This is a genomic window from Muricoprocola aceti (assembly GCF_025567005.1).
In the GTDB taxonomy this organism is placed as follows: Bacteria; Bacillota; Clostridia; order Lachnospirales; family Lachnospiraceae; genus Marvinbryantia; species Marvinbryantia aceti.
This window is the reverse complement of the sequence record NZ_JAOQKE010000002.1, coordinates 72,513-96,562: the sequence shown is the minus strand read 5'-3', so window position 1 is coordinate 96,562 and position 24,050 is coordinate 72,513. Positions and strand designations below refer to the sequence as shown.

Genomic DNA, 24,050 nt, shown 5'->3' with positions numbered 1-24,050 from the left:
TGATAAATAAGGGGACGAAACCTTCTCCGTCCCCTGACTTTCTTTATTTTATGCCATTTTTTCTGTTATTACAAGTCATTTCCTTGTACTATCTGAGATACCAGCCCTGAGAAACAATAAATACTGTCATACCAGCTCTTCCATATTCCAACACATCTGCACAGGTCAGGCTCTCTTCATGCTGATCTGTATATGTCAGGTTTTTCTCTGCTTCAGGCGCTGTATTTTTTCTTTCTGGCACATGTTTCAAAGCTTTCACTGCACTTTCTGCTGTGTGATAAGCGGTTGTTTTCGTTTCTGCTTCACCTTCTACAATCTTTTCTGTTTCCAAAGATCTGTTTTCCAGTTCTTCCTGATTTTCATTTTCCTCATGGACAACCGTTCCATGTGCTACCGTAAAATTTTCTTTTCCGGCATCACGAGCGGTGTTTTCTTTCCGTCCACCCAATCGATTTGTGCCTGTCATATGTGCACCCATCCACTTCAGTGCCTCGGTCATATCGGATGCTTCGATAATATTTGAAGCACCTGCGCTGCTTCCCGATGAACTGGAGGCTTTCGATGTCTCATCTGTGATCTTCTCCGGCCACAGACCGGCCATTTCCATCATACTGCCACCTTCTTCTGCCGTCATTTCCTGCATGGTGATCTCTGCAGTTCCAGTCACTTTCTCATATCCAGCTTCCTCTGGCACAAAGGTCCATTCCCAGATTCGTTTATCACCAGCCACACCTGTCAGCTCCATATCTTCATCCAAAACACGATCCTTTCCAGGCTTTCTCCATTCCACTTTTCCTCTTACCTGACTGCCATCTTCGTCCGTTGCATATTCTGGAACCACAATCGCACCAAAGCATTTTCCGATCTCCAGTTTCTGATCTTCCACCTGATACGTCAGTTTCCTCAGGTTCTCTGCTTCCTCGCCTTCTGTCTGGTTTTCAGAATCTGCTTCTGTCTCGGCTTGTGTGTCGATTTCTGTCTCCTCAGCAACCTCCGTTGCCAAAACACGTTCTTCTGCTGCCGGATTGACATTTGCCATTTTGATCTCAGCTGACTGATCCAGAACCTGTTCTTCCTCTGCGCCTGTTCCTGATGCCACTTCCACAGAAGAGGCTTCTACATCCGATTCCATTTCGGTATCTTCCACTCCCTCAGAACCAGGAAGTTCTGTTTCTTCCAGAACGGTTTCCGTATTCTGCACCTGTGCCTTGACACCTATGCAGCCATTCAGTAGTACGCAACAGCTGCATATACCTAACAGCTTTATCAGCCTTTTTGCTTTCATAAAACAAATCCTCCTGCTTCTTTTTATTTATTATTTTAATCATCCATGCTCGTTTTTTCTTATTTTTAGTCAAATTAAGGCTGAATCCAATATCTGTTTTCAGACATAGATTCAGCCTTTTTATATTTCCTATTCTTCCCGTTCTGTCAGATCTTTTTTCCGGTTAAAAATGTCATATACACATGGAATGACAAACAAGGTCATCAGCGTACCATAGATCAGGCCACCAATTGTTACAATCGCCATTGGCTGCACCATATCTGCCCCCATACCATTTCCGGCTGCCATTGTACACAATCCCAGAATGGTCGTCAGTGCTGTCATGATAACCGGTCGCAGCCTGGAACGTCCAGCCTCCACAATAGCAGGTTTCTTTTCCATTCCGCCTCTTCGCAGCTGGTTAATATAATCCACCAGAACAATACCATTGTTTACAATAATACCTGCCAACATAACAAAGCCGATCAGGGCAATGACACTGACTGGCTTATCAGCCAGATATAATGCCAGGAATCCACCGGTAAAGGCCAATGGAATCGTAAAGATAATGATAAACGGTGACAACATGGACTGGAACTGGGCCACCATGATCAGGTACATGAATACAATTGCTAGAATCAGCATTTTGACTACCTGCCCCATTGCCTCATTGATGGTCTCATCTTCTCCCTGCATGGATACACTATATCCCTTCGGCACCTTATATTCTGCAAGCTTCTTTTCTGCTTCTGCGGAAACCAGTCCAATATTATAGCCATCTTCCAGCTCTGCTGTTGCACTGACGTAACGGTTCTGTGCATCACGCTTAATGGAAGAAAATCCTTCTGTATCTACGAATTCCACCAGGTCAGATAATGGAATGTCTTCTTTTTTCTGATCCGCATTGGTTCCTTCTATTGTCAGTTCTTTTATTTTATCTCTGGTCAGTGTCTCATCTGCATCACTGATTACCAGGACGTCATAATCAGACGACTCGGTACTTAACGTTGTGGCACTGCTTGCTTCTGCCAGCTTCTGCTGGAGGAACTGATAGATCTGTGCGGTGGTCAGCTGATAGCTCATGGCTTTATTTTTGTCCACCACCAGGCGCATTTCCACCGTCTTTTCTTCAATACCATCTGATACATTTTTCGTTCCATCCACAGAAGAAAGAATCTCTGCCACATCTCCTGCGATCTGTTTCAAGGTATCCAGTTCCCTGCCTTTGATCATGACGCTGATACCAGAACCACCCAGGGATGACATATCCATATTCGAAGTCTGTACATTTATTTCACAGTCCAGATCCTTTGTTTTCTCCATAATCTGGCTGGCCACTTCCGCATCACTCTGCTTCTTATTCTCTTTCAGCATAATGTACATAGAAACTTCCCGGTTACTTCCCGATCCAGATCCCATCATACTCATCATACTGTTTCCGGATACCATGGCGCCCACATCTTCCACGTCCTCAATCGTGCGAATGCGCTCAATTGCCTCATCGGACACTTTTGATGTGTCGGCCAGTGAACTGTCCTCCGGTGCTGTCAGGGTAGCAGACATCTGTGTACTTTCCATGTCACCCATAAATTCGGTTCCCCTGGAAACTGCCAGCTTGGCAGACAATACCAGGATTCCTGCTGCCAGGAGAATAACCAGAGGCTTCACCTTCAAAGCCCCTTTCAATGTCCATGCATAGGCATTTTGAATTTTATCAAAAATACGGTGTTTCTTATCCGTTCCTTTTTTCAGAAGCCCCGCCGCCATAGCCGGCACCAGTGTCAGTGCTACGACCAGACTGGCTATCAGTGAATATGCAATGGTAAGTCCCATATCCACAAACAGCTGTCTTGTGATTCCTTCTGTAAACAAAATCGGTGCAAATACACATATGGTTGTCAGGGTAGATGCCACAATCGCGCCTGCCACCTGGCTTGCGCCCTCTACAGCTGCTTTTTTCACGGAATATCCTTCGCTTCGCAGACGATAGATATTCTCAATTACTACAATGGAGTTGTCTACCAGCATACCGATTCCCAGTGCCAGACCGGACAGGGAAATAATATTCAGAGTAATATGACTGAAATACATACAAACAATCGCCGTCATAATACTGATTGGGATAGAGCATGCAATCACCAGCGTCGGTCGAAAGCTTCCCAGAAATATCAGCAGTACCAGGATTGCAAGCACTGCTCCGGATAGCATATTCTGGATGACAGAATCTACTACCATATCAATGTAGACACCCTGATCCATCATCTTGATAAAACGAATATCTCCGTTGTTTTCTTCCAGTTCTGCGAACTTGTCTTTGATCTTATTCGACACCGTTCCAGTGGAATAGCCTGACTGCTTCTGCATCGTCAGCATCACACCCGGATGATCATTGACCGTTGCATAGATCTCATTACTGTTATCCGTCATCACCACATCTGCCACATCAGAAAGCGTAATCGGATCCAGGTCATCCATATGCAGATCCAGCACCACGAGATCATTCATGTCTTCCATACTGCTGAATTTGTTTCCTACTCGCACCAGGAAATCAATGCCATCTTCTGTCACATAGCCTGCCGGCATCATAAAGTTCTGGGCTGCCAGGATATTCCTGATCAGATCTGTAGTTACCAGTTCCGTCACATCTGCCTGATCATAGGCAGATTCCTTCTGCTCCTCGATCTGATCCAGTGCTGCTTCAATCTGCTGCTTTCCGGACTGCAGCTGGGCTTTTCCCACTGCCATCTCAATGGTGGCATCGATCTTGGCCCCGTCTATCTTACTCTGCGCACCGGACAGCTGGCTCTGTCCATCGGTCATCTTTTTCTGAGCTGCTGCCAGCTGTTCTTTTGCCGCATTTAACTGGGTTCTGCCCTCTGTAATCTGGGATTTGCCCTGTGCAACAGCGTCTTTTCCCTTCTGAATGGTCTCCATCTGTTCCGGAGTCTTGTCAATCTGCTCCTGAATTGTGGCAATACCATCTGAAAGCTGCTTATCAGTATCCTGCAAGGTTGCCTTTACACTGGAAATATTGGTCTCCAGTTCGTCACCAGACAATGTAATATCGATTCCAAGGGCAATCAGCTGATTTCTCTGTTCCACCAGCTGATCGTACTGTGCTTTGACCGCTTCCATGCTCTGAGCCATCTGACTGACATCTCCTGCCAGCCCTCCATAATCCGGCACATTCACACTTCCTGATTCATCCAGAATCTGTTCCGCACCGATACTCTGACTGCTTCCCAGCCCCGCCAGCACTTCTCCATCTGCAATCTCTGGCTGGGTATCCACCGAATCTGGCATCTGCACATCTGCCTCCTGTGCGCTGTCCTGAGCTGCCTTCGTCAGATTCTGCTGATTTTCGATCAGACCCGCTGTCTCATCCTGTGTCTGATCTGCTTCTGTCACTTCTGTATCTGGAACATCTTCCTGGACCTGACCAAGCCCCAGCACCTGCTCCAATTGTGCAATCGCCTGATTCAACTGTTCTACCTGCCCGGCAGTCAGAGTGCTTACCGCTGCCAGTGCCTGATCTATGGAATCTTTCTGCGTCTCCAATGCTGTCTTCTGAGCCGGAAGTGACAGAAGTGCTTTTTCTCCGTCTTCCAGCTGTTTTTCCTGATTGTTTAATTCTGTTTCCGATTTATCCAGTTCACTTAAAGCAGACTCTACCTCTTTCTGTTTCTCACTTAACTGGACACTTCCTGTAATCATCTGAGTGGAACCGGAACTGATCTGCTCCTGTGCTTTTCCTGTCTGCTCTTTCAGCTGTTCCTGTCCGCTCTTTAAAGCGCTTTCCCCGCTCTCCAGCTTCGCCTTGTTTTCGTCCAACTCTGCCTGTGCATCATCGAACTTCTTATCCAGTGCTTTACGGACTTTTTGATTGACTTCTTTGATTTTGTCCTCTCTAAGGACAACCTGCACCTGTTCCTCAATGGTTCCGGTGGAAGAAACAGAAGCTACACCCTCTATGCTTTCCAGCTCCGGCAGGATATTATTTTCCACCAGATCAGTCAATTCACTCTGACTCAGGTCGCCGCCTTCCAATGCTGCCACCATAACCGGCATCATATCCGGATTCAGCTTCATAATAATCGGATTGCCCACCGAATCACTCCAGGTTCCCTCGATCTGGTTCAGCTTCTCCCGCATATCTACCGTAATGGAATCCATATCTGTTGTCTGAGCAAATTCCAGGACCACCATAGACAGATTCTCTGCGGATGTAGAACTGATATTTTCAATATTACTGATGGTTGCCATCGCCTGTTCCACTGGTCTGGTTACCGTACTCTCTACTTCCTCCGGACTTGCCCCGATGTAAGTGGTATACACAATCGCATACGGCAGATTCATATCCGGAAGGAGATCTGTCTGCATGCTGGTAAAGGATACATAACCAAGCACCAGAACCAGTACCACTCCCACAAGAACGGTATACGGCTTCTTTACACTAAACTTCGATATCATCTTTGCCTCCCCTGTTGTCTTTTTCTCCCTCATTTACACTGTCACAACAATCTATCTGTGGCATAATCTCATTGATCCGCTTCAGTATATGCAGCATCTGCTTTGCATCCTCTTCTCCCAGCTGTTCCATCAGCCTGGTCACCATGCAAAGCGGCATCTTCTGCCACTGTTTTGCCTGTTCTTCTCCTTTTCCAGTCAGTTCTACTCGTATTTTTCTTCGATCTTTCTCCTCTGCCTTTCGAGCGATCATCCCCTTGCGTTCCAGATTATTCAGAGCTGCCGCCACACGCGCAGAGCTGGTCTTCATTGCTTTTCCCAGTTCCCCCGGCGTCGCAGTATCCTGTTTTTTCCAGAGATACATCAGCAGGAACGCTTCTCCCTTCATCGAACTGCTGATCTCTCTGCTGCGATGATATCGTCCCAGTCTAATAAAATCTTCTAAAAATTCACTTGCCAGTTCTTCAAAATCCATTATTTTCCCTCTTATTCCTCATATTGTTATCTAATAGTATTAGCATTTTAGCCCAGTCCTTATTAAAGTGTCAAGGGAATTGCCAAAAATCTGTTGCCAAATTTACGGTTTTCTTATATGATGGTCAGGAGTCTGTTGTAAAACACCTGTATTTAAGGAGATTTTTATGATTTTAGAGGTAAAGAATCTGAGCCACGGTTTTGGTGACCGTGCGATTTTTGAAAATGTATCTTTCCGGCTCTTAAAAGGAGAACACATTGGACTGATCGGTGCCAACGGAGAAGGAAAGTCTACCTTTATGAATATTATTACCGGGCATCTGATGCCAGATGAAGGAACGGTAGAGTGGGCGAAAAATGTCCGTGTGGGATATCTGGACCAGCATGCCGTTCTGGAAAAGGGCATGACTATCCGAGACGTTCTGAAGTCTGCTTTTTCTTATCTTTTTGATATGGAAGCCGACATGAACCGGATGTTCGAGCAGATGGGGGAAGCCTCCCCTGAAGAAATGGAAAAGCTGCTGGAAGAGACCGGTACCATTCAGGAGCTTCTGGAACATCACGATTTTTATATGATTGATGCAAAGGTAGAAGAGATCGGCCGTGCCCTCGGTCTGGTGGATATCGGGCTGGATCGGGATGTTACGGATCTGTCCGGCGGTCAGCGTACCAAAGTACTGATGGGAAAACTGCTTCTGGAAAAACCAGATATTCTGCTTCTGGATGAGCCGACCAACTACCTGGATGAACAGCATATCGAATGGCTGAAGCGCTATCTGAATGATTACGAGAATGCATTTATTCTGATCTCACATGACATTCCGTTCCTGAACAGTGTCATCAACCTGATCTATCATATGGAAAATAAATCTCTGGACCGTTATCCGGGAGACTATGACAAATTCCAGGAAGTCTATGCTATGAAAAAAGCACAGCTGGAGGCTGCCTACAACCGCCAGCAGCAGGAAATCCGTGACCTGAAGGACTTCGTAGCCCGCAATAAGGCCAGTGTGGCCACCCGTAACATGGCCATGTCCCGTCAGAAAAAGCTGGATAAAATGGATGTGATCGAACTGGCCAAAGAAAAGCCGAAGCCAGAGTTCCATTTTCAGGCAGCCCGTGCTTCCGGGAAAATGATTTTCGAGACAAAAGATCTGGTGATCGGGTACGATGATCCTCTGACCCGTCCGTTGAATATCTCCATGGAACGTGGCGAGCGGATTGCACTGGTGGGTGCCAACGGAATTGGTAAGACGACTCTGTTGAAGAGTATACTTGGTCTGATCAAACCATTCTCCGGCTCAGTTACACTGGGCGACTATCAGTATATCGGATACTTTGAACAGGAAACCCCGGCAGGAAATACTACTACCTGCATTGAAGAGATCTGGCAGGAATTCCCTGCTTTTAATCAGTTTGAAGTGCGCTCTGCTCTGGCCAAATGTGGTCTGACTACCGAACACATTGAAAGTCAGGTACGTGTACTCTCCGGTGGCGAGCAGGCCAAGGTTCGGCTATGCAAGATTCTGAATAAACCAACCAACATCCTCCTTCTGGACGAGCCAACCAACCATCTGGATGTAGATGCCAAGGAGGAGCTGAAACGCGCCCTGAAAGAATACAAGGGCAGTATTCTTCTCATTTGTCATGAACCAGAATTCTATCAGGATGTGGTGACAAAAGTATGGAACTGCCAGGAATGGAGTACGAAACTGTAACAGAACAAAAAAAGATCCGTGGAGACATCACATTCCTCTCCAAGGATCTTTTTTACTTATCTGGCACGATCTTCATCATAGCAATAATCATACAGCAGTCTTTCCCCAACGCTTCTTACTCTGACATGCTCCAACCCTGGATAGTCTATCTGCTTCGTCTGTCCAATCTGGGGATTATCCTGTATCTTTTCTGTAAGCTCCAGTACTTCTCTGACATAGTGATAAGTAAGTATCTCCTGCTCCCCATCTTCTGCCAAACTGTCTTCCGATACCCCATTTCCATCCGCGACTATCTGCTGTGCATGTCCCGGATAGATCTTGACTTCTATTCCAGTCCGCGCTTTCTCGTTTTCCAGAAATACCAGCAGCCTTCGTACCTGCATTTCATACTCAGAAAGTGGTCTGCATTCTGGAAGCTGCATCCACAATACTCCTGCGCCAATAGCATCTGAAGTAAACAGAGTATTCCACTCTGGCACCCAAACCAAAAGTGATCCGGGTGTATGGCCCGGCATCTTTACGATCTGCACAGTGATGCTGCCAAAATCCATTCTTCCGTCTTCCTGCCCGGGCACCAACTGTCCTGAATCCGTGAAACCGCCGCACATTTTTTCTGTAAGAAATGTGATTTGTGGCTTTCTGTCTTTGTATTTTTCAGCAAGCATCAGCCAGTCTTTCTCCGACAAATACACCACACATCCTGCCTCCAGAAACTCTTCCATTCCTTTTCCGGCATGATCTTCGTGTCCGTGAGTAATCAACATCTCCAGCTTTTTAGCCCTGTTTTGGGGTGTATAGTCTTCATACTCTGTCCGTAAAACCTTTTCTGCCTCTGCCAGCAATCCTTCTGCCAGCCACAGTCCATCTATCATCAGCGCCTTTTCTGTTCCACAGATCAGATAAGCGTGCACCTGATTCGGTCCGCCATATTCCTCAAAACGATAAAAATGATCTTTTAATTTCTTTGTCAAGATTCTTATCATACCAGTTCTCCATACTCCAGATTATGTATCTCTATATACTGATCACTATCTTTCCCATTGGATGATCCATATACTCCGGCCACACATCCTGTGAATCCGCCTGCCACTTCTGTGGATAAATGTCTGGTGTCTACGTAATCGCCTGCTTTTCTCCATCCGTTTTGGGTCATCATTTCAAAAGATACCTGCAGATAGGTTACTTCCATACGAAGCCGCACCACATATCGGCCTTTTACCCCCGTAAAATCCTTCTCTGATACGGATTCCAGAGGCAATTCCAATTCTCTTGTTTGTACATCCTTTCCCGTCTGGAAGCAATTCATTTTCAAAGTATTCTGATTCTCTTCTAAATACAGTTCGAGCCTGATCTGATTCTCTTCATTCTGCAGATAAGCTAATCCCACACATTCGTGAGGCTTCAGATCTGTCGGTATCTCCATTGTTGTCTCCAAATAAAACTGGTCATGTTGCTGGCGAAGCGCCACAAATGCGGTTTCTTTTCGTTCTGATAAGGTTCCCGGCATCAGCCACATACGTAAGGTTCCATCGAGCATCTGCATTTTTCCGGGATTTCTCAGTCTCAGCAAATCCGGTTCCCAGTGATCTTTCTGAAAACCATACTTCTTTTTCACAATTTTCTCCGGCTCCGGCACTTCCAGATGTCCTATTCCCGGATTTACCACCGGCCATCCATCCTCCCAGACCACCTTAGCCAGAAAAGTCTCCCGGCCTTTCAATGTGTAACCATCCTTCGGACGGCAGGCAAGCAATACCATATACCAGTTTCCCTGATGATCTTCCACCAGATCTCCGTGTCCCACACAAGTCACCGGATAATGCTTCCCCAGATGACGATGGGTAAAAATCGGATTATCCGGGCAGCCCTCGTATGGACCGGTAAGCTGGCGGCTTCGTGCCGCAGCAATACAATGATGCTGTTCCGTCCCACTTTCTGCATAAAGCAGATAATACCATCCATCTTTTTTATAGAGATGTGGTCCTTCCGGCCAGATGGAATGCTCCATAAAGCCATACCAGATCGGTACCACCTCTCCTTCCAGTTTCTTCGTCTCCAGGTTCAGTCTTTGCATCCAGATCTCATTATCTCCGAAATAGGATCCGCCGCCTGTCCGTTCTCTGGTTCCAATATAATAGCAGGTTCCATCATCCTCAAAAAACAGACTTGGATCAATCCCCTCTGCATCCAGCATGTAAGGGTCCGACCATGGTCCCTCCGGCTGTTCTGCTGTCACCAGGAAATTCCCACAGCCCCCTACATTGGTGCTCACCAGATAATATCTTCCATCATGATACCGGATCGTCGGTGCATAGATACCCTGTGAATGTGCACATTCTCTCAGCTGCAGCTGAGACGGACGCTCCAGTACATTTCCAATCTGTTTCCAGTTCTGGAGATCTGTACTGCTCCATATCGGTATTCCCGGATAAAAGGCAAAAGTGGAATTCACCAGATAATATCGGTCTCCCACCTTGCAGATGGAAGGATCCGGATAGAACCCTTCCAGTATTGGATTTTTCCAAATCTTCATATCATAGTTTCCTCACATAATCCATGCGAATCGGCCGTTTTCCGGTCAGTTCCACACTTTTCTCATCCGGCTGGCTGCATCCTGCATACAGAGCAAATCTTCCTGTTACAGCTTTTCGTTCCCCACTTTCTGTTACGATCGTAAATGCCCTGGCTGCCACTGGAACAGTCACTTCTTTTTCTTCTCCGCCTTCCAGATGTACCCGGATAAATCCACAAAGCTGCGGGTGCGGGATGGTATTTTCTTTTTCCAGATACTGCACATAGATCTGCAGCACTTCATCTGTAGCTGTTCGGTCACGATTTTTCACAATTGCCTTTACAGACAGCTCTGTGATATCGTCCCCGCTTCCTTCTGTACAGATATTTGCCTCTTCTACCTGCACATCCCCATAAGTCAGACCATATCCAAATGGATACTGGGCTTTTTCTGTCATATAACGATAAGTTCTGCCTTTCATACTATAATCCGTGAACTCTGGCAGTTCTTCCAGCGTCTCATAGAAAGTAACCGGCAGTTTACCTGACGGAGACACCTCACCAAACAGCACCCTTGCTGCTGCCGCACCGCCCTGGGAGCCTGGATACCACAGATCCAGTATGGCATCAAAATGCTCTCTTGCATAGCTTAAATCCAGATCGCTTCCAGCCATCAGACACAGCACCACCGGCTTGCCACATTCTGCCACAGCCTTCATCAGATCCAGCTGCACCTCCGGCAGCTGAAGCGTCTCTTTATCCCCTGATGCATAACTGTTGCCGGTATCCCCTTCTTCTCCTTCCAGTGTCTCATCCAATCCTACACACAAAATCACCACATCACTGTGCTTCGCTACTTCCTTTGCCTCTGCCAGACGATCCAGTGTCAATGCCAGATGCTCCGTCCGGTCACGGAACAGATCACATCCCACACTGGTCAGCACCCGTACATCTTCCCCTGCATAATCCTGTATTCCTTCCTGGATCGTCACATATCTGGAAGCCGTACCATGGTAATTTCCTGCCAGTGCTGCCCGGCTGTCTGCATTTGGTCCAATGATGCCGATGGTATGCAGCTTTTCTTTTTGTAATGGCAGAATTCCATTATTTTTTAATAACACAAAGCTTTCTTCTGCCGCTTTTTGCGACAACGCCAGATGCTCTCTTGATTCAATCTCATAATAAGAAATCTGATCATATTCCGATCCGTCAAACAGGCCAAGTAAGAATCGTGTAGTATACAGACGAACGGCCGATTCGGTAATTGTCTCTTCCGTCACCAGTCCATCCTGTACAGCCCTCAATATGTGAAGGTAGGTATTCCCGCAATTCAGATCGCAGCCACGGTTGATCGCCAGCGCTGCTGACTCAGCCGGGGTATTGGTTACCATATGGCTTTCATGAAAGTCTTTGATGGCCCAGCAGTCTGAAACAAAATGTCCCCGGAATCCCCATTCCCCACGCAGCTTTTTCTGAAGTGCACGATGGGCACAGCATGGATCTCCATTAGTACGGTTATATGCCCCCATTACCGCTTCTACCCCGGCTTCTTTGACCAGAGCCTCAAAAGCCGGAAGATAAGTCTCTTCCATATCCTTTTCACTGGCTATTGCATCGAATTCATGGCGAATCGCTTCTGGTCCGGAATGCACTGCAAAATGCTTAGCGCAGGCTGCTGCTTTCATCGTTTCTCCGTTCCCCTGCATTGCTTTTACAAAGGCGACTCCCAGACGGCTGGTCAGATACGGATCTTCCCCGTATGTTTCATGTCCGCGTCCCCATCTTGGATCCCGGAAAATATTCACATTTGGTGACCAGAATGTGAGTCCCTTGTAGATATCCCGGTCATTTTCCGCCGAATAAGCGTTGTATTTGGCACGTCCTTCCACTGCTACCGTATCAGCCATTGCTCCTGCCAGCTCCGTGTCAAAAGTAGCTGCCATCCCAATGGCCTGCGGGAACATGGTTGCCTGACCCGCTCTTGCCACGCCATGAAGTCCCTCATTCCACCAGTTATAAGCCGGTATTCCAAGTCGCGGAATCGCAGGAGCATCATAGCGAAGCTGGCTGGCTTTTTCCTCCAGCGTCATCTGTCCCACCAGTGCTTCTGCTCTTTTTCTTGCTTCTTCTCTGTTCATCTGCTTCTCCTTTATCCCTTTACCGCGCCTGCGGTCAGGCCTTCTACGATCTGATTACTGAACATACAGTACACGACAACCGTTGGTGCAATGGCAATGATGATTGCCGCAAACATCTGTACATAATTGGTTGCATATGGTCCTACAAAGTAAGTCAGTGTAACCGGAAGAGTCTTCTTCATCGGATCTGAGATAAATACCATCGCCAGAAGCAGTTCATTCCAGTTACCTACAAATGTCATCAGTCCAGATACAAAAAATCCGGTACGGGCCAGTGGAAATGCGATCTTAAAGAAAAATCCATAGATACCACATCCGTCAATCGCTGCAGATTCAAATAATTCTCCAGGCATACTTTTAAAGAATCCTGTCATCAGGAAAATCGTCATTGGCAGAGAAAAAGTGATATATGGTATCATCAGACCAAACCGGCTGTTGGTCAGTCCCAGACGAGCAAATCGTACGAACAGTGGGATCAGAATACAGTGTACCGGTACCATCATACCAATCAGGAAAAAGGTATGTGCTGCTTCTGATAATTTCCATTTCATTCTGGCAATGGCAAAGGCTGCCATGGATCCGAAGAACAGGCTGACTACCAGGCTGACACCACAGACCAGTGCCGAGTTCACAAGTGCTGCCCCCAGCTTTCCCATACTCCATGCCTGTGCATAGTTCTCAGGATGCAATACCTTTGGCAGTCCAAACGGATCCGCCATGACTCCGGCATTATCTTTTAAAGATACACACAGCATCCATAAAAGTGGCGCAACGTAAATCACAACCAGAAGTACCAGAACAATATAAATGATTACAACAACCGGAGATAGCGGTTTTTTCTTTGCTGTAGCTTTCATTCTCCCAACCTCCTAGCTTTCATAATTTTCTACTTTGATAACGCGCTTGATCAGCAGCGTCACGAACAGACACATCACCAGCAGTACCACAGAAATTGCGCTGGCATAACCATATTTGAAGTAGTTAAACCCTTCTGCGTACAATTCTGTAGCAAGTACTTCGGTACGATGGTTTGGTCCTCCCTGTGTCATATTGTAAATCAGATCAAAGAACTTTAGCGATCCGATACAGTTCAGAGACAGGGATGTGATCATCATCGGCTTGATCAACGGCAGTGTAATATAACGGAAAGACTTGGCCTTTGATGCTCCGTCTATGTAAGATGCCTCATAAATATCTCTGGAGATGCCGGTAATCTGTGCCATATACAGCATCATATTCTGTCCTGCATATTGCCACAGTGCTACAAACGCAATCACCCACATCGGCAGGATAATGAATCCTTTGGTATCCATCAGCCATAACGGGCCCTGAATACCAAACTTTGCCAGAAGGGCATTGATACCGATCTTTGGATTAAATAAGAATGCCCATAACAGTCCCAGCGCTGCTGATGACAATACACATGGCAGATAATATATATTCTTAAAAAAGTTCCTGCCCTTTGGAATATTCGTAAGGAATACCGCCAGTCCCAGACCCACGATCTGCTGGCTGACTGCAGAAAACAGCATGAAAAAGACAGAGTTTTTCAATGCAAAACGGAATGTAGAATCTTTGAAAAATAATTTTTTATAATTGGCAAAGCCAACAAACTTCGGCGGCGTAAGTGCTGCATAGTCACATAGTGAATAATACAGCATCTGACAGATCGGTATCACAAGTACCAGAACAAACATCAGAAGTGCCGGTGCTATAAAGATAAAAATGGCTTTTTTGTCTTTTAAAATCTTATCCATAACATCCTCCTCGTAGTTTTATGTTTCCAAGATGATAGAAAAGGCTGCTGCGGAACATGCCTTTTTGTTCCGCAGCAGCCATGTGCCTTCAGATTATCATTTATTCCCAAACATTGTCTTCATAGAATGTCTGAACAGTCTGGAATGCTTCTTCTGGTGTCTGGTTGCCAAGGAAGATGTCAACCATTGCATTGTCGAAGCAGTCGCCAGCTTCTACAGAAGCCAGAGATTCGTTGTAGAATCCAAATGTACCTGTTGCATTAGCCAGAATGTCTGTGATATATTTCAGCTGTGCAGGTGCTGCATCATAGTCGATGTCGATATCTTTGATGATCGGAATCTTTCCACCAACTTCTGCGGTGTACTTCTGAGCGGTCTCATCTGTGAACATCTTCATCAGTGCAATGACTGCATCCTGATGTTCTGTCGTTGCGCTCATCAGAAGGTTATCTGTCTTAACGATCATACGGTTCGGGTCATTTGCTCCTTCGATTGCCGGGAACTGGAATACACCACATTTGCTTTCGAAGTCAGGATTGTTACCATTGATCTGAGCGATAGCCCAGGAGCCCTGGATCAGCATAGCTGCTTCGCCATTGTAGAAGCCTGCAGTTGCCTGATCATTGGAATCACCTGCTGCCGTTTCCTGGAAGTACTGGGACAGTTCTTTTAATTTTGTTCCAGCTTCTACACAGTTCTCATCGGTCCAGTTTGCTTCATGAGATGCGATTGCTGCAAGGTCAACGCCCTGACGGTCACACAGATAACCGGCTACCATGGATAAGCACCATGCCGTTCCTGCAGAACAGCTGATCGGTGTATAGCCTGCATCTTTGATCTTCTGGCATACATCCAGCAGTTCGTCATAAGTAGTCGGAACTTCTACTCCAACCTCATCAAAAATCTCAGTATTATAGAAGCAAAGTGCTGCTGCAAAGTTGGTAGGTACTGCATAGATCTCTCCGTCATAAGTCATTCTTTCAAAAATACCATCAGTAAATCCGTCATACCATTCTTTTTCCTGATTTTCCAGAATGTCTGTCAGAGGAGCTGCTGCCTGTGCATTTACATATACATCCATGTTCGGACCAGGGTTGCAGATGAAACAGTCCGGTGTCTGGCCAGCTGCGATCAGCGCATTTAACTTGCCATCATATTCTTCCAGATTCGTAGTAATCGGAGTCACATGATACTGTCCGTCATAGGTCTCATTAAAGCGATCGATAACATCTGCATAACCCTTGGAAATCAGATCTTCTGTTGCTTCCAGATCATCCCAGAACATCCATGTGATCTCTTCTACCTCTCCTTCCGCAGATGCGGTCAGTGGCACTGCAGCGAACAGACCAGCTACCATAGCTGTGGAAAGTAATACAGAAAGTAATTTTTTCTTCATTTTGTAAATCCCCCTTTTTTATTTTTTGTTCACGATCTTGATACTCAAATCATAGCAAAGGGGCTGACAGCTTTCACTACAATTCTTGCTTTTCAGTTATTAATTATTGCTCTTTCATTTTTCCTCTATTATTCATATAGATAATTTATACAATTTATTTTTTCAATTTTTATGCACTTTTTCTATAATATTTTATATTTTGCAAAAAATATACACAATTATCATTTCCTATATTGTATTTTTTACGTTATTTTGATATATTTATTTTACAAGTTCATTCGCAACTATTCGTTGTTTCTCAGCAATAATTCATAACGTTTCATCGAATAATCGCACCCAGTCAACCAGTTTTCACATATAAAAAGGAGCCTTCTATGATTCATCATCTCAGCGGAATTCACGAAACGGCAGATTATCGTACCGATACCCAGATCTGTCTGTATTATAACGACGAAAATGAAAATTATCCGCCGCACTGGCATACACCATTCGAGGTAATCATGCCGGTAAAGAATATCTACACCGTGGATGTCGGGAAAAAGCACTATGTTCTGCGAGAAGGAGATATTCTGGTTATCTGTCCCGGCATCGTTCATGAACTGTTTGCACCTGAGACCGGAAAACGGATCATTTTCCAGCCAGGGCTGTCCCAGGTTCAAATCCGTGAACTGGAACTGCTGATCTCCCTGATCCGGCCGGCTGTGCTGATCACGCCGGAGAAATATCCCACCTTTCACCAGACCGCCCATCAGCTTATGCTGGAGATCAAAGAGGAATACTTTCGCTGCGAGCCATACTACGAGACTGCCATCTACTCCCATTTCTTACGAATCCTCGTGGATATCGGGCGGCTTCACGGTGCCCTGAAGCATCCTTCTGCTGATGCCTCCAACAGCCGGCAAAAAGACTATCTGGATAAATTTCTCTACATCACCAACTATATCAACGAACACTTTGCGGAGGATCTGTCCCTGGAGCAGATTGCCGACCTGGCCGGCTTTAGTAAATACCACTTTACCAGGCTGTTCAAACAATACACCGATACCTCATTTTACAAATATCTGAATCAGAAGCGTATCGACTACGCCAAGACCCTACTGCTGGATCCGAACCTGCCAGTGCTGGATGTTGCACTGCAATGCGGCTTCTCCAGTCTGTCCGCATTCCTGCGGATGTTCAAACAATTGAATATGTGTACCCCGACAGAATTCCGGAATATGTACGATTCGTAGGCCATTAGGGACGGGGAAAAGTGGCTTTTTTCTTTTCTTCCTGAATTGCATCATCAATTTGAGAAGTTCTGACAGCTTTTCTTTGTCTTTCATGTTTGATCTCATAATTCGGTATATAAGTAGGAAATGATTAAAACCGTCCTTTCCTGAACAGGAACTGAAAAGGAAACACTGCCACCTGTCTACAGCCTCCTCATTCTGTGATACATCCCAGTCCCTATGCACTTTTTATTTTTGAAAGCATAAGATTCCTGAAATGTATGAAGAATTCAGATAGTGCTGCGCACCTTGAGTTGAAATAATATGCTTTTTCTTTAGTATGTCTTTTTCTATTTAAATCTCAAAAATGGGAAACGTACATCCTTTTCTTTTATCGGACATATGTTCCCATTTTTATTTATTTTACATATATGCCAGTACCACCTCTTGTTCTTCCGTGTGCTATGCCACTCTCCACGGATCTTCCTGTCCGCTTTCTTCCAGCATGCAGCTTTGTAGTGAATGTTTTACCATATCACTGATGGCCTGATCGGTATAGAATGCCATATGTGGTGTTACGATGACATTCGGGAAACCACGCAGGATATACAGATCCCTTTTGCTCATCACATCTGACTTTCGGTCAAAATAATACATACCGAATTCATCTTCGATTACATCCAGGCCTGCTGCTCCAATCTTACCAGATTCTATCGCATCAATCATGGCCTTTGTATCAATCAGGCCGCCTCTGGCCGTATTCACAATCACCACTTTGTCCTTCATCTTTGCCAGACTCTCTGCATTGATCATGTGATGATTTTCTTCTGTCAGTGGCATATGCAGCGTAATCAGATCACATTCCTGATATAACTTATCCAGCGAGACATATTCTGCATATTTCTTAACGGTTTCATTCTCATACAGATCATGTGCGTAGATCTTACATCCAAAACCAGAAAGATCTTTGATCACAGCCTGTCCAATTCGGCCGGTTCCGATGACGCCCACTGTAAAGTTTGCCATTTCACCGCCCTGGATACCTGGCAGTGAAAAATCATTGATTTCCGCTCTCTGCATGATACGCTTCATTTTGCGGATCGACATCAGCATCAACATCATGGCATAATCTGCCACACAATTCGGTGAATAAGTAGCATTTCCCACATGCACACCAAGCTCTTTTGCCCTTTCCAGATCAATATGATCATAGCCAATCGTTCTGGTGGAGATCATTTTCACACCCATTTCATGAAACTTCTCCACAAGCGCACCATCCACTTTTGTTGTGATGACGCTGATCGCATCATACCCTTTTGCCAGATGTGCATTTTCCAATGTTGGTGCCTCCCGGCAAATTCCAAGTTCAATTCCAAATTCCCTGGAAAACTGTTCAAAATATGGATCTTCATCAAATGTTCTGCAACTGTATACAAATACTCTCATTTCTCCATCTCCTGTTCTTTCACGTAAATCACTATGGATGACGGAAGATTCTTTGTTTCCCTGCCATCATTACTATCCAGTATAGCCTTGCCTCCCGGCAAAGTCAACGTCCTCTCGGGCAGTAAAATACCATGACAGATCTCTTCATCATGGTATTTTCGCCGTACTATTTCTGATTCTTTCTGCGTCGTTTCAAGTATACACAAATCACTGTCATGGATGCTGCCAGCATACCTGCAAACATACCTATCGGCGTGTTATCGCCGGTCTTTATGCTGATCTTTTGTCTTATCCACAAATTTCTTCTTTTCTCTCCACTTTTGTGCAAAACGACAGAAAACCACAGATCAGCTACTGATAACCTGCGGTTTTCTTATTATTTTTCGATATATTTCGCCAGCACTGCCCGCATCTTTTTCCGATCCAGCGGCTTTGCAATATGATCATTCATTCCTGCCTTTTTGGCCTTCACCACATCCTCCGCAAATGCATTGGCCGTCATGGCGATGACAGTCTTGTCCTTTTACTATCATACTGTGTTATGACATTGTCATCTTTCCATTCTCTGTCGGCTGCATTCACCTGTTCCATCTCGCTTCCATGTTTTATCTGCTTTTTATACTGGTGTTCCTCTTTTCTCAATCCGTTGCAAAGTTCCTGTTCTCCACTTCTTTACTGAACCGCCCCATTTTCTCATTTATCTTAGATCTGTTGTATTTTCATTATAGCATAGACATTTTCTTTTTGCTTATTATTTTTATAAAAATATGGACTTATCAGCTCTCGAGATTGAGAGTTTTTACTACATGGGCTTTTTCCAGCACCAGTCCAATGGCATAGAACACTACCATACCGATAATTCCTTCAAGAGTCAGTCCTGGCACCTGCGTCCATCCGGTGTAGATACTGCCATTCATAATGGCACCTGCTGCAAAGTATCCAAAAATCATAATCACAATTCCTGCAGCAGATCCAAGGAATGTACGTATGTTCACCATATGAAATCCGGTACCCTTCCTGTGTGCAATAGCACCAATCGCAAATCCCATGATACTTTTAATGATCAGAGTCGGAAGCACCCACTGTGTATACCCTGTTAGCAGATCCGCCAGTGCAGAACCTATACCGCCTGCCAGCAGTCCCGTGGTCTGTCCGAATAAGACTGCCACCAGTAAAATACAGGTGTTGCCAAGATGCATATATCCCAGTGGAATCGGAATCTGAATCGCCATAGTTGCAATACAGACTAATGCAATTGCGAGTGCATTGACGGTTACATATTTTGCTGTGTTTTCTTTCATAATGTTTCTCCTTCCGGCCGGATCTATCGGCATTGTTGCAGTATTCTTTTCTGCGTGGTCTTATAATAGAAGAAAAAAACAATTTTTAAAAGAACCAGTTTTTTTATTTTTTCAAATGTCAGATCCGTACTTATTGCTTCTTATGCTTCTCTGGCGATTTTCTCCCTGCTGTCTTCCCTTATCATATCCCGCAATTCTGTCAGATATTCTGAAAACGCCACTTTATCATTCCCATAAGTCATCTGTAAATCATATTCCAGTGGAAGCCAGGTCTGAATATCGGACTCATTATGAGAAATCAGAGCCTCCATATTGTCCAGTGCTTTATAGATCCGTGCCTCCAGAGTCTTGCGCTCTTCCATTTCTCTGTAAAGTTCCATCATCTCTGTGGCAAACGGCTCCGGAAGTGACTTCATCCATTTAAATAACAGCTCTGCTTCCCGTTCTTCATTGACCTCTGTTTTCTCAAAAGAAGGAATATCTCCGGTAAAAGCTTCACCCAGATCATGGATCAGGCACATTTTCAGAAGTTTTTCAAGATTAGCCTCCGGGAATTCGTCACTGATCCAATAGGCCATCAGCGTAATTCTCCAAGAATGTTCTGCCACGCTTTCATGTCTTCCGCCCGGTGTATAGCAATGCCTTGTCGTGTCCTTCAGTCTGCCGGCTACTGCCAGTGTATCAATTAATGTTCTTGCATCCATTACTTATCCTTTCTGACCGGCAGATCTGTCATATGCCTGTCGGACATCTCTTATTTTCCACGCCAGTTCATTTCCTTTAAAGGGCAGAGAAGATTACTTTTAATATAACATACACTGGCTCAACCTGCAAAACCTGTTTTGTCTCCAGGCACAAAGGAAGCCCGATCGATTCTTTTTTCTCTCGATCGGGCTCTTAATGAATTTCCAGCAATTTCATTGTCTACACCTTCAACTTTCATTGTCTGCGAATTTGGTACCTTATGTTCCTTTTAGACTATACCTCCTGTCTTAGAATTTTGCTTCTTTGTCCATTCGTTATGGATCTCTGCCTTTCATCTTTATCATCTTCCTTCAGATTTTTTGTTATCCTCTCAGGATTTTCTTTGGCGAAAGATTCTTACTTCATTGGACTGTACCTCTTTCTTTTGATTTGTTTTATTCGTCTTTTCTTTTGATAGTTAGATAATATCACAATACTTTTTGTTTGTCAATTATATTTCTGATCTTTTTTTATTTTCTTTCAAATTGTCAGAATAATTAGTCTTTTATATCTTCAGGAAGAAATTCTGCTTATCTTGAAAATTTCATCATAAAATGCTACGATATTTCTACTATTACTATAAAATTAATATGATTTAAGGAGATTATTATGAATGACTATAAGATGGGCACCAAATGTGTACAGGCCGGCTATACACCTGGAAACGGTGAACCGAGACAAATCCCGATTGTCCAGTCCACCACGTTTAAGTACAGTACAAGTGAAGACATGGGAAAGCTTTTCGATCTGGAGGCATCTGGATATTTTTATTCCAGACTTCAGAATCCGACAAATGATTATGTGGCTGCCAAGATTGCTGCCATGGAGGGTGGCACTGCTGCCATGCTGACTTCCTCCGGTCAGGCGGCCAACTTTTTTGCATTGTTTAATATCTGTGAATGTGGTGATCACATCGTAGCTTCTTCTTCGATCTACGGCGGCACTTTTAACCTGATTGCAGTGACCCTGAAGAAGATGGGAATCTCTTCCACGTTTGTTTCTCCGGATGCTACGGAAGATGAACTGAATGCGGCATTCCAGCCAAATACGAAGCTGATGTTTGGTGAGACCATTGCCAATCCGGCACTGACAGTTCTGGATATTGAATTGTTTGCAAAGGTTGCTCATGCACACGATGTACCGCTGATTGTGGATAATACATTTCCTACTCCGGTGAATTGCCGTCCATTCGAATGGGGTGCAGATATCGTCACTCACTCCACCACAAAATATATGGATGGACATGGAGCTGCACTGGGCGGCGCGATCATAGACAGTGGCCGTTTTGACTGGATGGCTCATGCTGAGAAATATCCGGGACTTTGTACCCCGGATGAAAGCTATCACGGTATTACTTATGCTGAAAAATTTGGCAAAGAGGGCGCGTTTATTACCAAATGTACCTCCCAGCTGATGCGTGACCTGGGCTGTATGCAGTCTCCGCAAAATGCATTTATCCTGAATCTTGGACTAGAATCTCTTCATGTACGTATGCCAAAGCATGTAGAAAACGGCCAGGCTGTTGCAGAATTCCTGGAAGCGCATCCGAAGGTTGCTTATGTGAATTACTCTGGACTTCCATCCAGCAAATATTATGAACGTGCTCAGAAGTATCTGCCAAACGGTGGCTGTGGAGTTGTCTCCTTTGGACTCAAAGGCGGCCGTGAAGCTGCTTCTGTCTTTATGCAGAACTTAAAGCTTGGCGCTATCGAAACTCATGTTGCCGATGCCCGCACCTGTTGCCTGAATCCGGCTACTTCTACCCATCGTCAGATGACAGACGAGCAGCTGATCGAAGCCGGCGTTCCGGCTGAACTGATCCGTATCAGCCTGGGTCTGGAGGATAAAGAAGATTTGATTGCTGATATCTCCAACGCATTGGACGCAATCAAATAAACTTTTTATACCAAACTGACTTATCTGAGAATATGTATTTATTCAGAAAGGATTGCTATATATGAAAAAGAAAAGCTCTGTATATATCACTGGTCATCGTCATCCTGATACGGATTCCATTGCTTCTTCTATCGCATATGCTTTTTTCAAAAAATCCATGGGGATTCCGACGATTCCATGCCGTCTGGGTTCTTTGAATGCGGAGACCAGCTATCTTCTGGACCGTTTCGGCTTTCAGGCTCCACAGCTTCTTCAGGATGCCCGTATGAAGCTTTCTGAAATAGATATGGATTCTCCGGTTTCTATCACACCGGATACTACTATCTATGATACTCTGCAGATTATGCAGAAGACCAATCGAGCCTACTGTGGTGTGGTGGACGAACAGAATCATCTTCTTGGTATGGTGACAAAGTCTGATATCTCTGTCGTTGGACTGGATGATACAGCCAGATCTATTGATATTCTGGCTCACACCTCTTCCGAAAATATCAGAAAAACCATTAACGGAACCATTCTTTATGACGATGACCAGGCCGTTATCAATGGAAAAGTCAGTGTCATTGCCATGACAAAACCAGAACGGCTGGATCATTATGAAGTGGAAAAACGAATTGTGATCGTAGGTGCCGATACTATGGCGCAGAAAAAATGCATCCTGCTTGGCGCTGGTATGCTGATTATTGTCTGGGCAGACAGTGTCGAGGATGCGGTAATTGAAGAAGCCAGAGCACACCATTGTCCAATCATTCTCTCAGGACATGGCACCATGAATACCTCCCGCTATCTTTACTTTGCGCCATCGGTGGAACGAATCATGAAGCGCAATCCAATTTATTTTCATACCAATGAACTGGCAGAAGACGTTGGTATAAAGATGCTGCGCAACCGTTACCGTGCTTATCCTGTGGTAGACCAGAATGAACAGCTGGTGGGCTACGTGGCCAGATATCACATCATGGATGCTCCACGGCGGAAACTGATTCTGGTGGATCACAACGAATTTTCCCAGTCCGTAAATGCCATCGAAAAAGCAGAGGTTCTGGAAGTTATTGACCATCACCGGATTAATGATTTTTCCACCTCACAGCCAGTGGCTTTTCGTAATGAGATCGTTGGCTCTACTGCCACTATTGTGGCAACCATCTTCCGTGAGAATCAGATCCCGATTCCAACGAATCTGGCCGGTCTTCTTCTTGGTGCTGTCCTGTCCGATACCATGGACTTTCACTCACCGACTACCACAGAAAAGGATATCTCTACTGCTAATATTCTGGCAGCCATTGCAGATCTGGATATCGATACCTTTGCCGAAGAGATGTTCAGCATTACTTCCAACCAGGAAAACGTCAGCTATTCTGACATGATCAATCAGGATCTGAAGGTCTATGATATCCATTCCTGTAAGCTGTCTATTTCACAGGTTATTGTGCCATCCGCAGCTGATACCAGAATCGATGCCCGGGAGATCACCGCTGCACTGGATCGTTTTGCCCAGAAAAAGCGTATTGACCTGGCTGTACTGGTCTTTACCAGCATTCTGGAAAACGGTTCTGTCATCTACGCCGGTGGCAGTCGTGCACCGTGGGCAGAGGAAGCTTTCCCGGATCCAGATGGCACAGAACATGCCTTTCAGGAAAATCTGCTTTCACGAAAACAGCAAATATTGCCGGCACTGACAGCAGTAATTACTGAATATATTGGGGGATAAAGCCACTGGGGACGAA

At 45.1% G+C, this 24,050-nt stretch carries 17 protein-coding genes and 1 pseudogene; 4 read left to right on the top strand and 14 right to left on the bottom strand.

Annotated features, from left to right (window positions below; all coding sequences use genetic code 11):
• Positions 1 to 88 precede the first annotated feature (88 nt).
• The 3 genes from OCV47_RS02605 to OCV47_RS02595 form a co-directional block, all read right to left on the bottom strand.
• Positions 89 to 1,285: a hypothetical protein gene (locus OCV47_RS02605; RefSeq protein WP_262653553.1), complete on the bottom strand. Its 1,197-nt coding sequence runs from the start codon at positions 1,283 to 1,285 to the stop codon at positions 89 to 91.
• Positions 1,286 to 1,414: 129 nt separating this feature from the next.
• On the bottom strand, positions 1,415 to 5,734 hold the full coding sequence (locus OCV47_RS02600) for an efflux RND transporter permease subunit (protein WP_262653550.1): 4,320 nt from the start codon (positions 5,732 to 5,734) through the stop codon (positions 1,415 to 1,417).
• Positions 5,718 to 6,206, bottom strand: a complete 489-nt coding sequence (locus OCV47_RS02595) for a MarR family winged helix-turn-helix transcriptional regulator (protein WP_262653548.1) — start codon at positions 6,204 to 6,206, stop codon at positions 5,718 to 5,720. The genes OCV47_RS02600 and OCV47_RS02595 overlap by 17 nt, the downstream gene beginning before the upstream one ends.
• 166 nt (positions 6,207 to 6,372) lie before the next feature.
• Here OCV47_RS02595 and OCV47_RS02590 point away from each other — a divergent pair, with 166 nt between their 5' ends.
• Entirely contained in the window at positions 6,373 to 7,923 is a 1,551-nt protein-coding gene (locus OCV47_RS02590; RefSeq protein ID WP_262653547.1) for an ABC-F family ATP-binding cassette domain-containing protein, read from the top strand.
• A 56-nt stretch (positions 7,924 to 7,979) separates the two neighbouring features.
• On the opposite strand, the gene OCV47_RS02585 is transcribed toward OCV47_RS02590, so the two are convergent.
• The 6 genes from OCV47_RS02585 to OCV47_RS02560 all read right to left on the bottom strand — a co-directional run bounded on the left by OCV47_RS02585 (position 7,980) and on the right by OCV47_RS02560 (position 15,725).
• Positions 7,980 to 8,906 carry an MBL fold metallo-hydrolase gene (locus OCV47_RS02585; RefSeq protein ID WP_262653544.1) on the bottom strand — a complete coding sequence of 309 codons (927 nt, stop codon included), beginning with the start codon at positions 8,904 to 8,906 and terminating at the stop codon, positions 7,980 to 7,982.
• Positions 8,903 to 10,456: a glycoside hydrolase family 43 protein gene (locus OCV47_RS02580; RefSeq protein ID WP_262653542.1), complete on the bottom strand. Its 1,554-nt coding sequence runs from the start codon at positions 10,454 to 10,456 to the stop codon at positions 8,903 to 8,905. The genes OCV47_RS02585 and OCV47_RS02580 overlap by 4 nt, the downstream gene beginning before the upstream one ends.
• A gap of 1 nt (position 10,457) precedes the next feature.
• Positions 10,458 to 12,572 carry a glycoside hydrolase family 3 C-terminal domain-containing protein gene (locus OCV47_RS02575; protein WP_262653540.1) on the bottom strand — a complete coding sequence of 705 codons (2,115 nt, stop codon included), beginning with the start codon at positions 12,570 to 12,572 and terminating at the stop codon, positions 10,458 to 10,460.
• A gap of 11 nt (positions 12,573 to 12,583) precedes the next feature.
• Complete coding sequence (locus OCV47_RS02570) at positions 12,584 to 13,429, bottom strand: carbohydrate ABC transporter permease (RefSeq protein WP_256298609.1); 846 nt, start codon at positions 13,427 to 13,429, stop codon at positions 12,584 to 12,586.
• Between the two features lie 12 nt (positions 13,430 to 13,441).
• Positions 13,442 to 14,329: a carbohydrate ABC transporter permease gene (locus OCV47_RS02565; protein WP_256298607.1), complete on the bottom strand. Its 888-nt coding sequence runs from the start codon at positions 14,327 to 14,329 to the stop codon at positions 13,442 to 13,444.
• Positions 14,330 to 14,429: 100 nt separating this feature from the next.
• Positions 14,430 to 15,725: an ABC transporter substrate-binding protein gene (locus OCV47_RS02560; protein ID WP_256298605.1), complete on the bottom strand. Its 1,296-nt coding sequence runs from the start codon at positions 15,723 to 15,725 to the stop codon at positions 14,430 to 14,432.
• Positions 15,726 to 16,099: 374 nt separating this feature from the next.
• Here OCV47_RS02560 and OCV47_RS02555 point away from each other — a divergent pair, with 374 nt between their 5' ends.
• Positions 16,100 to 16,957, top strand: a complete 858-nt coding sequence (locus tag OCV47_RS02555) for an AraC family transcriptional regulator (RefSeq protein WP_256298603.1) — start codon at positions 16,100 to 16,102, stop codon at positions 16,955 to 16,957.
• Between the two features lie 441 nt (positions 16,958 to 17,398).
• On the opposite strand, the gene OCV47_RS02550 is transcribed toward OCV47_RS02555, so the two are convergent.
• From OCV47_RS02550 to OCV47_RS02535, 5 genes and pseudogenes are all read right to left on the bottom strand, one after another.
• A complete protein-coding gene (locus tag OCV47_RS02550) occupies positions 17,399 to 18,382 on the bottom strand; it encodes a D-isomer specific 2-hydroxyacid dehydrogenase family protein (RefSeq protein WP_256298601.1) in 984 nt (327 codons plus the stop codon).
• A 166-nt stretch (positions 18,383 to 18,548) separates the two neighbouring features.
• Positions 18,549 to 18,680 carry an LPXTG cell wall anchor domain-containing protein gene (locus OCV47_RS02545; protein WP_117448058.1) on the bottom strand — a complete coding sequence of 44 codons (132 nt, stop codon included), beginning with the start codon at positions 18,678 to 18,680 and terminating at the stop codon, positions 18,549 to 18,551.
• 78 nt (positions 18,681 to 18,758) lie between these two features.
• Positions 18,759 to 18,893, bottom strand: a pseudogene (locus OCV47_RS16145) (response regulator); the annotation flags it as partial.
• Positions 18,894 to 19,158: 265 nt separating this feature from the next.
• On the bottom strand, positions 19,159 to 19,683 hold the full coding sequence (locus OCV47_RS02540; RefSeq protein WP_256298594.1) for an ECF transporter S component: 525 nt from the start codon (positions 19,681 to 19,683) through the stop codon (positions 19,159 to 19,161).
• A gap of 140 nt (positions 19,684 to 19,823) precedes the next feature.
• Positions 19,824 to 20,387, bottom strand: coding sequence for an HD domain-containing protein (locus OCV47_RS02535; RefSeq protein ID WP_117448055.1), 564 nt, complete (start codon positions 20,385 to 20,387; stop codon positions 19,824 to 19,826).
• 649 nt (positions 20,388 to 21,036) lie between these two features.
• Between OCV47_RS02535 and OCV47_RS02530 the strand changes: the two genes are divergently transcribed.
• Together OCV47_RS02530 and OCV47_RS02525 are read left to right on the top strand one after the other, a co-directional pair.
• Entirely contained in the window at positions 21,037 to 22,323 is a 1,287-nt protein-coding gene (locus OCV47_RS02530; RefSeq protein WP_256298591.1) for an O-acetylhomoserine aminocarboxypropyltransferase/cysteine synthase family protein, read from the top strand.
• Positions 22,324 to 22,384: 61 nt separating this feature from the next.
• The gene (locus OCV47_RS02525) at positions 22,385 to 24,034 is read left to right on the top strand and encodes a putative manganese-dependent inorganic diphosphatase (RefSeq protein WP_256298589.1); all 1,650 of its coding nucleotides are present in this window, start codon (positions 22,385 to 22,387) and stop codon (positions 24,032 to 24,034) included.
• The last annotated feature ends 16 nt before the right edge of the window (positions 24,035 to 24,050 follow it).

What these genes read in the sequence shown, in the direction of transcription:
- OCV47_RS02605 (WP_262653553.1), bottom strand. Translation starts at nt 1,285, where the DNA reads ATGAAAGCAAAAAGGCTGATAAAGCTGTTAGGTATATGCAGCTGTTGC.
- OCV47_RS02600 (WP_262653550.1), bottom strand. Translation starts at nt 5,734, where the DNA reads ATGATATCGAAGTTTAGTGTAAAGAAGCCGTATACCGTTCTTGTGGGA.
- OCV47_RS02595 (WP_262653548.1), bottom strand. Translation starts at nt 6,206, where the DNA reads ATGGATTTTGAAGAACTGGCAAGTGAATTTTTAGAAGATTTTATTAGA.
- OCV47_RS02590 (WP_262653547.1), top strand. Translation starts at nt 6,373, where the DNA reads ATGATTTTAGAGGTAAAGAATCTGAGCCACGGTTTTGGTGACCGTGCG.
- OCV47_RS02585 (WP_262653544.1), bottom strand. Translation starts at nt 8,906, where the DNA reads ATGATAAGAATCTTGACAAAGAAATTAAAAGATCATTTTTATCGTTTT.
- OCV47_RS02580 (WP_262653542.1), bottom strand. Translation starts at nt 10,456, where the DNA reads ATGAAGATTTGGAAAAATCCAATACTGGAAGGGTTCTATCCGGATCCT.
- OCV47_RS02575 (WP_262653540.1), bottom strand. Translation starts at nt 12,572, where the DNA reads ATGAACAGAGAAGAAGCAAGAAAAAGAGCAGAAGCACTGGTGGGACAG.
- OCV47_RS02570 (WP_256298609.1), bottom strand. Translation starts at nt 13,429, where the DNA reads ATGAAAGCTACAGCAAAGAAAAAACCGCTATCTCCGGTTGTTGTAATC.
- OCV47_RS02565 (WP_256298607.1), bottom strand. Translation starts at nt 14,329, where the DNA reads ATGGATAAGATTTTAAAAGACAAAAAAGCCATTTTTATCTTTATAGCA.
- OCV47_RS02560 (WP_256298605.1), bottom strand. Translation starts at nt 15,725, where the DNA reads ATGAAGAAAAAATTACTTTCTGTATTACTTTCCACAGCTATGGTAGCT.
- OCV47_RS02555 (WP_256298603.1), top strand. Translation starts at nt 16,100, where the DNA reads ATGATTCATCATCTCAGCGGAATTCACGAAACGGCAGATTATCGTACC.
- OCV47_RS02550 (WP_256298601.1), bottom strand. Translation starts at nt 18,382, where the DNA reads ATGAGAGTATTTGTATACAGTTGCAGAACATTTGATGAAGATCCATAT.
- OCV47_RS02540 (WP_256298594.1), bottom strand. Translation starts at nt 19,683, where the DNA reads ATGAAAGAAAACACAGCAAAATATGTAACCGTCAATGCACTCGCAATT.
- OCV47_RS02535 (WP_117448055.1), bottom strand. Translation starts at nt 20,387, where the DNA reads ATGGATGCAAGAACATTAATTGATACACTGGCAGTAGCCGGCAGACTG.
- OCV47_RS02530 (WP_256298591.1), top strand. Translation starts at nt 21,037, where the DNA reads ATGAATGACTATAAGATGGGCACCAAATGTGTACAGGCCGGCTATACA.
- OCV47_RS02525 (WP_256298589.1), top strand. Translation starts at nt 22,385, where the DNA reads ATGAAAAAGAAAAGCTCTGTATATATCACTGGTCATCGTCATCCTGAT.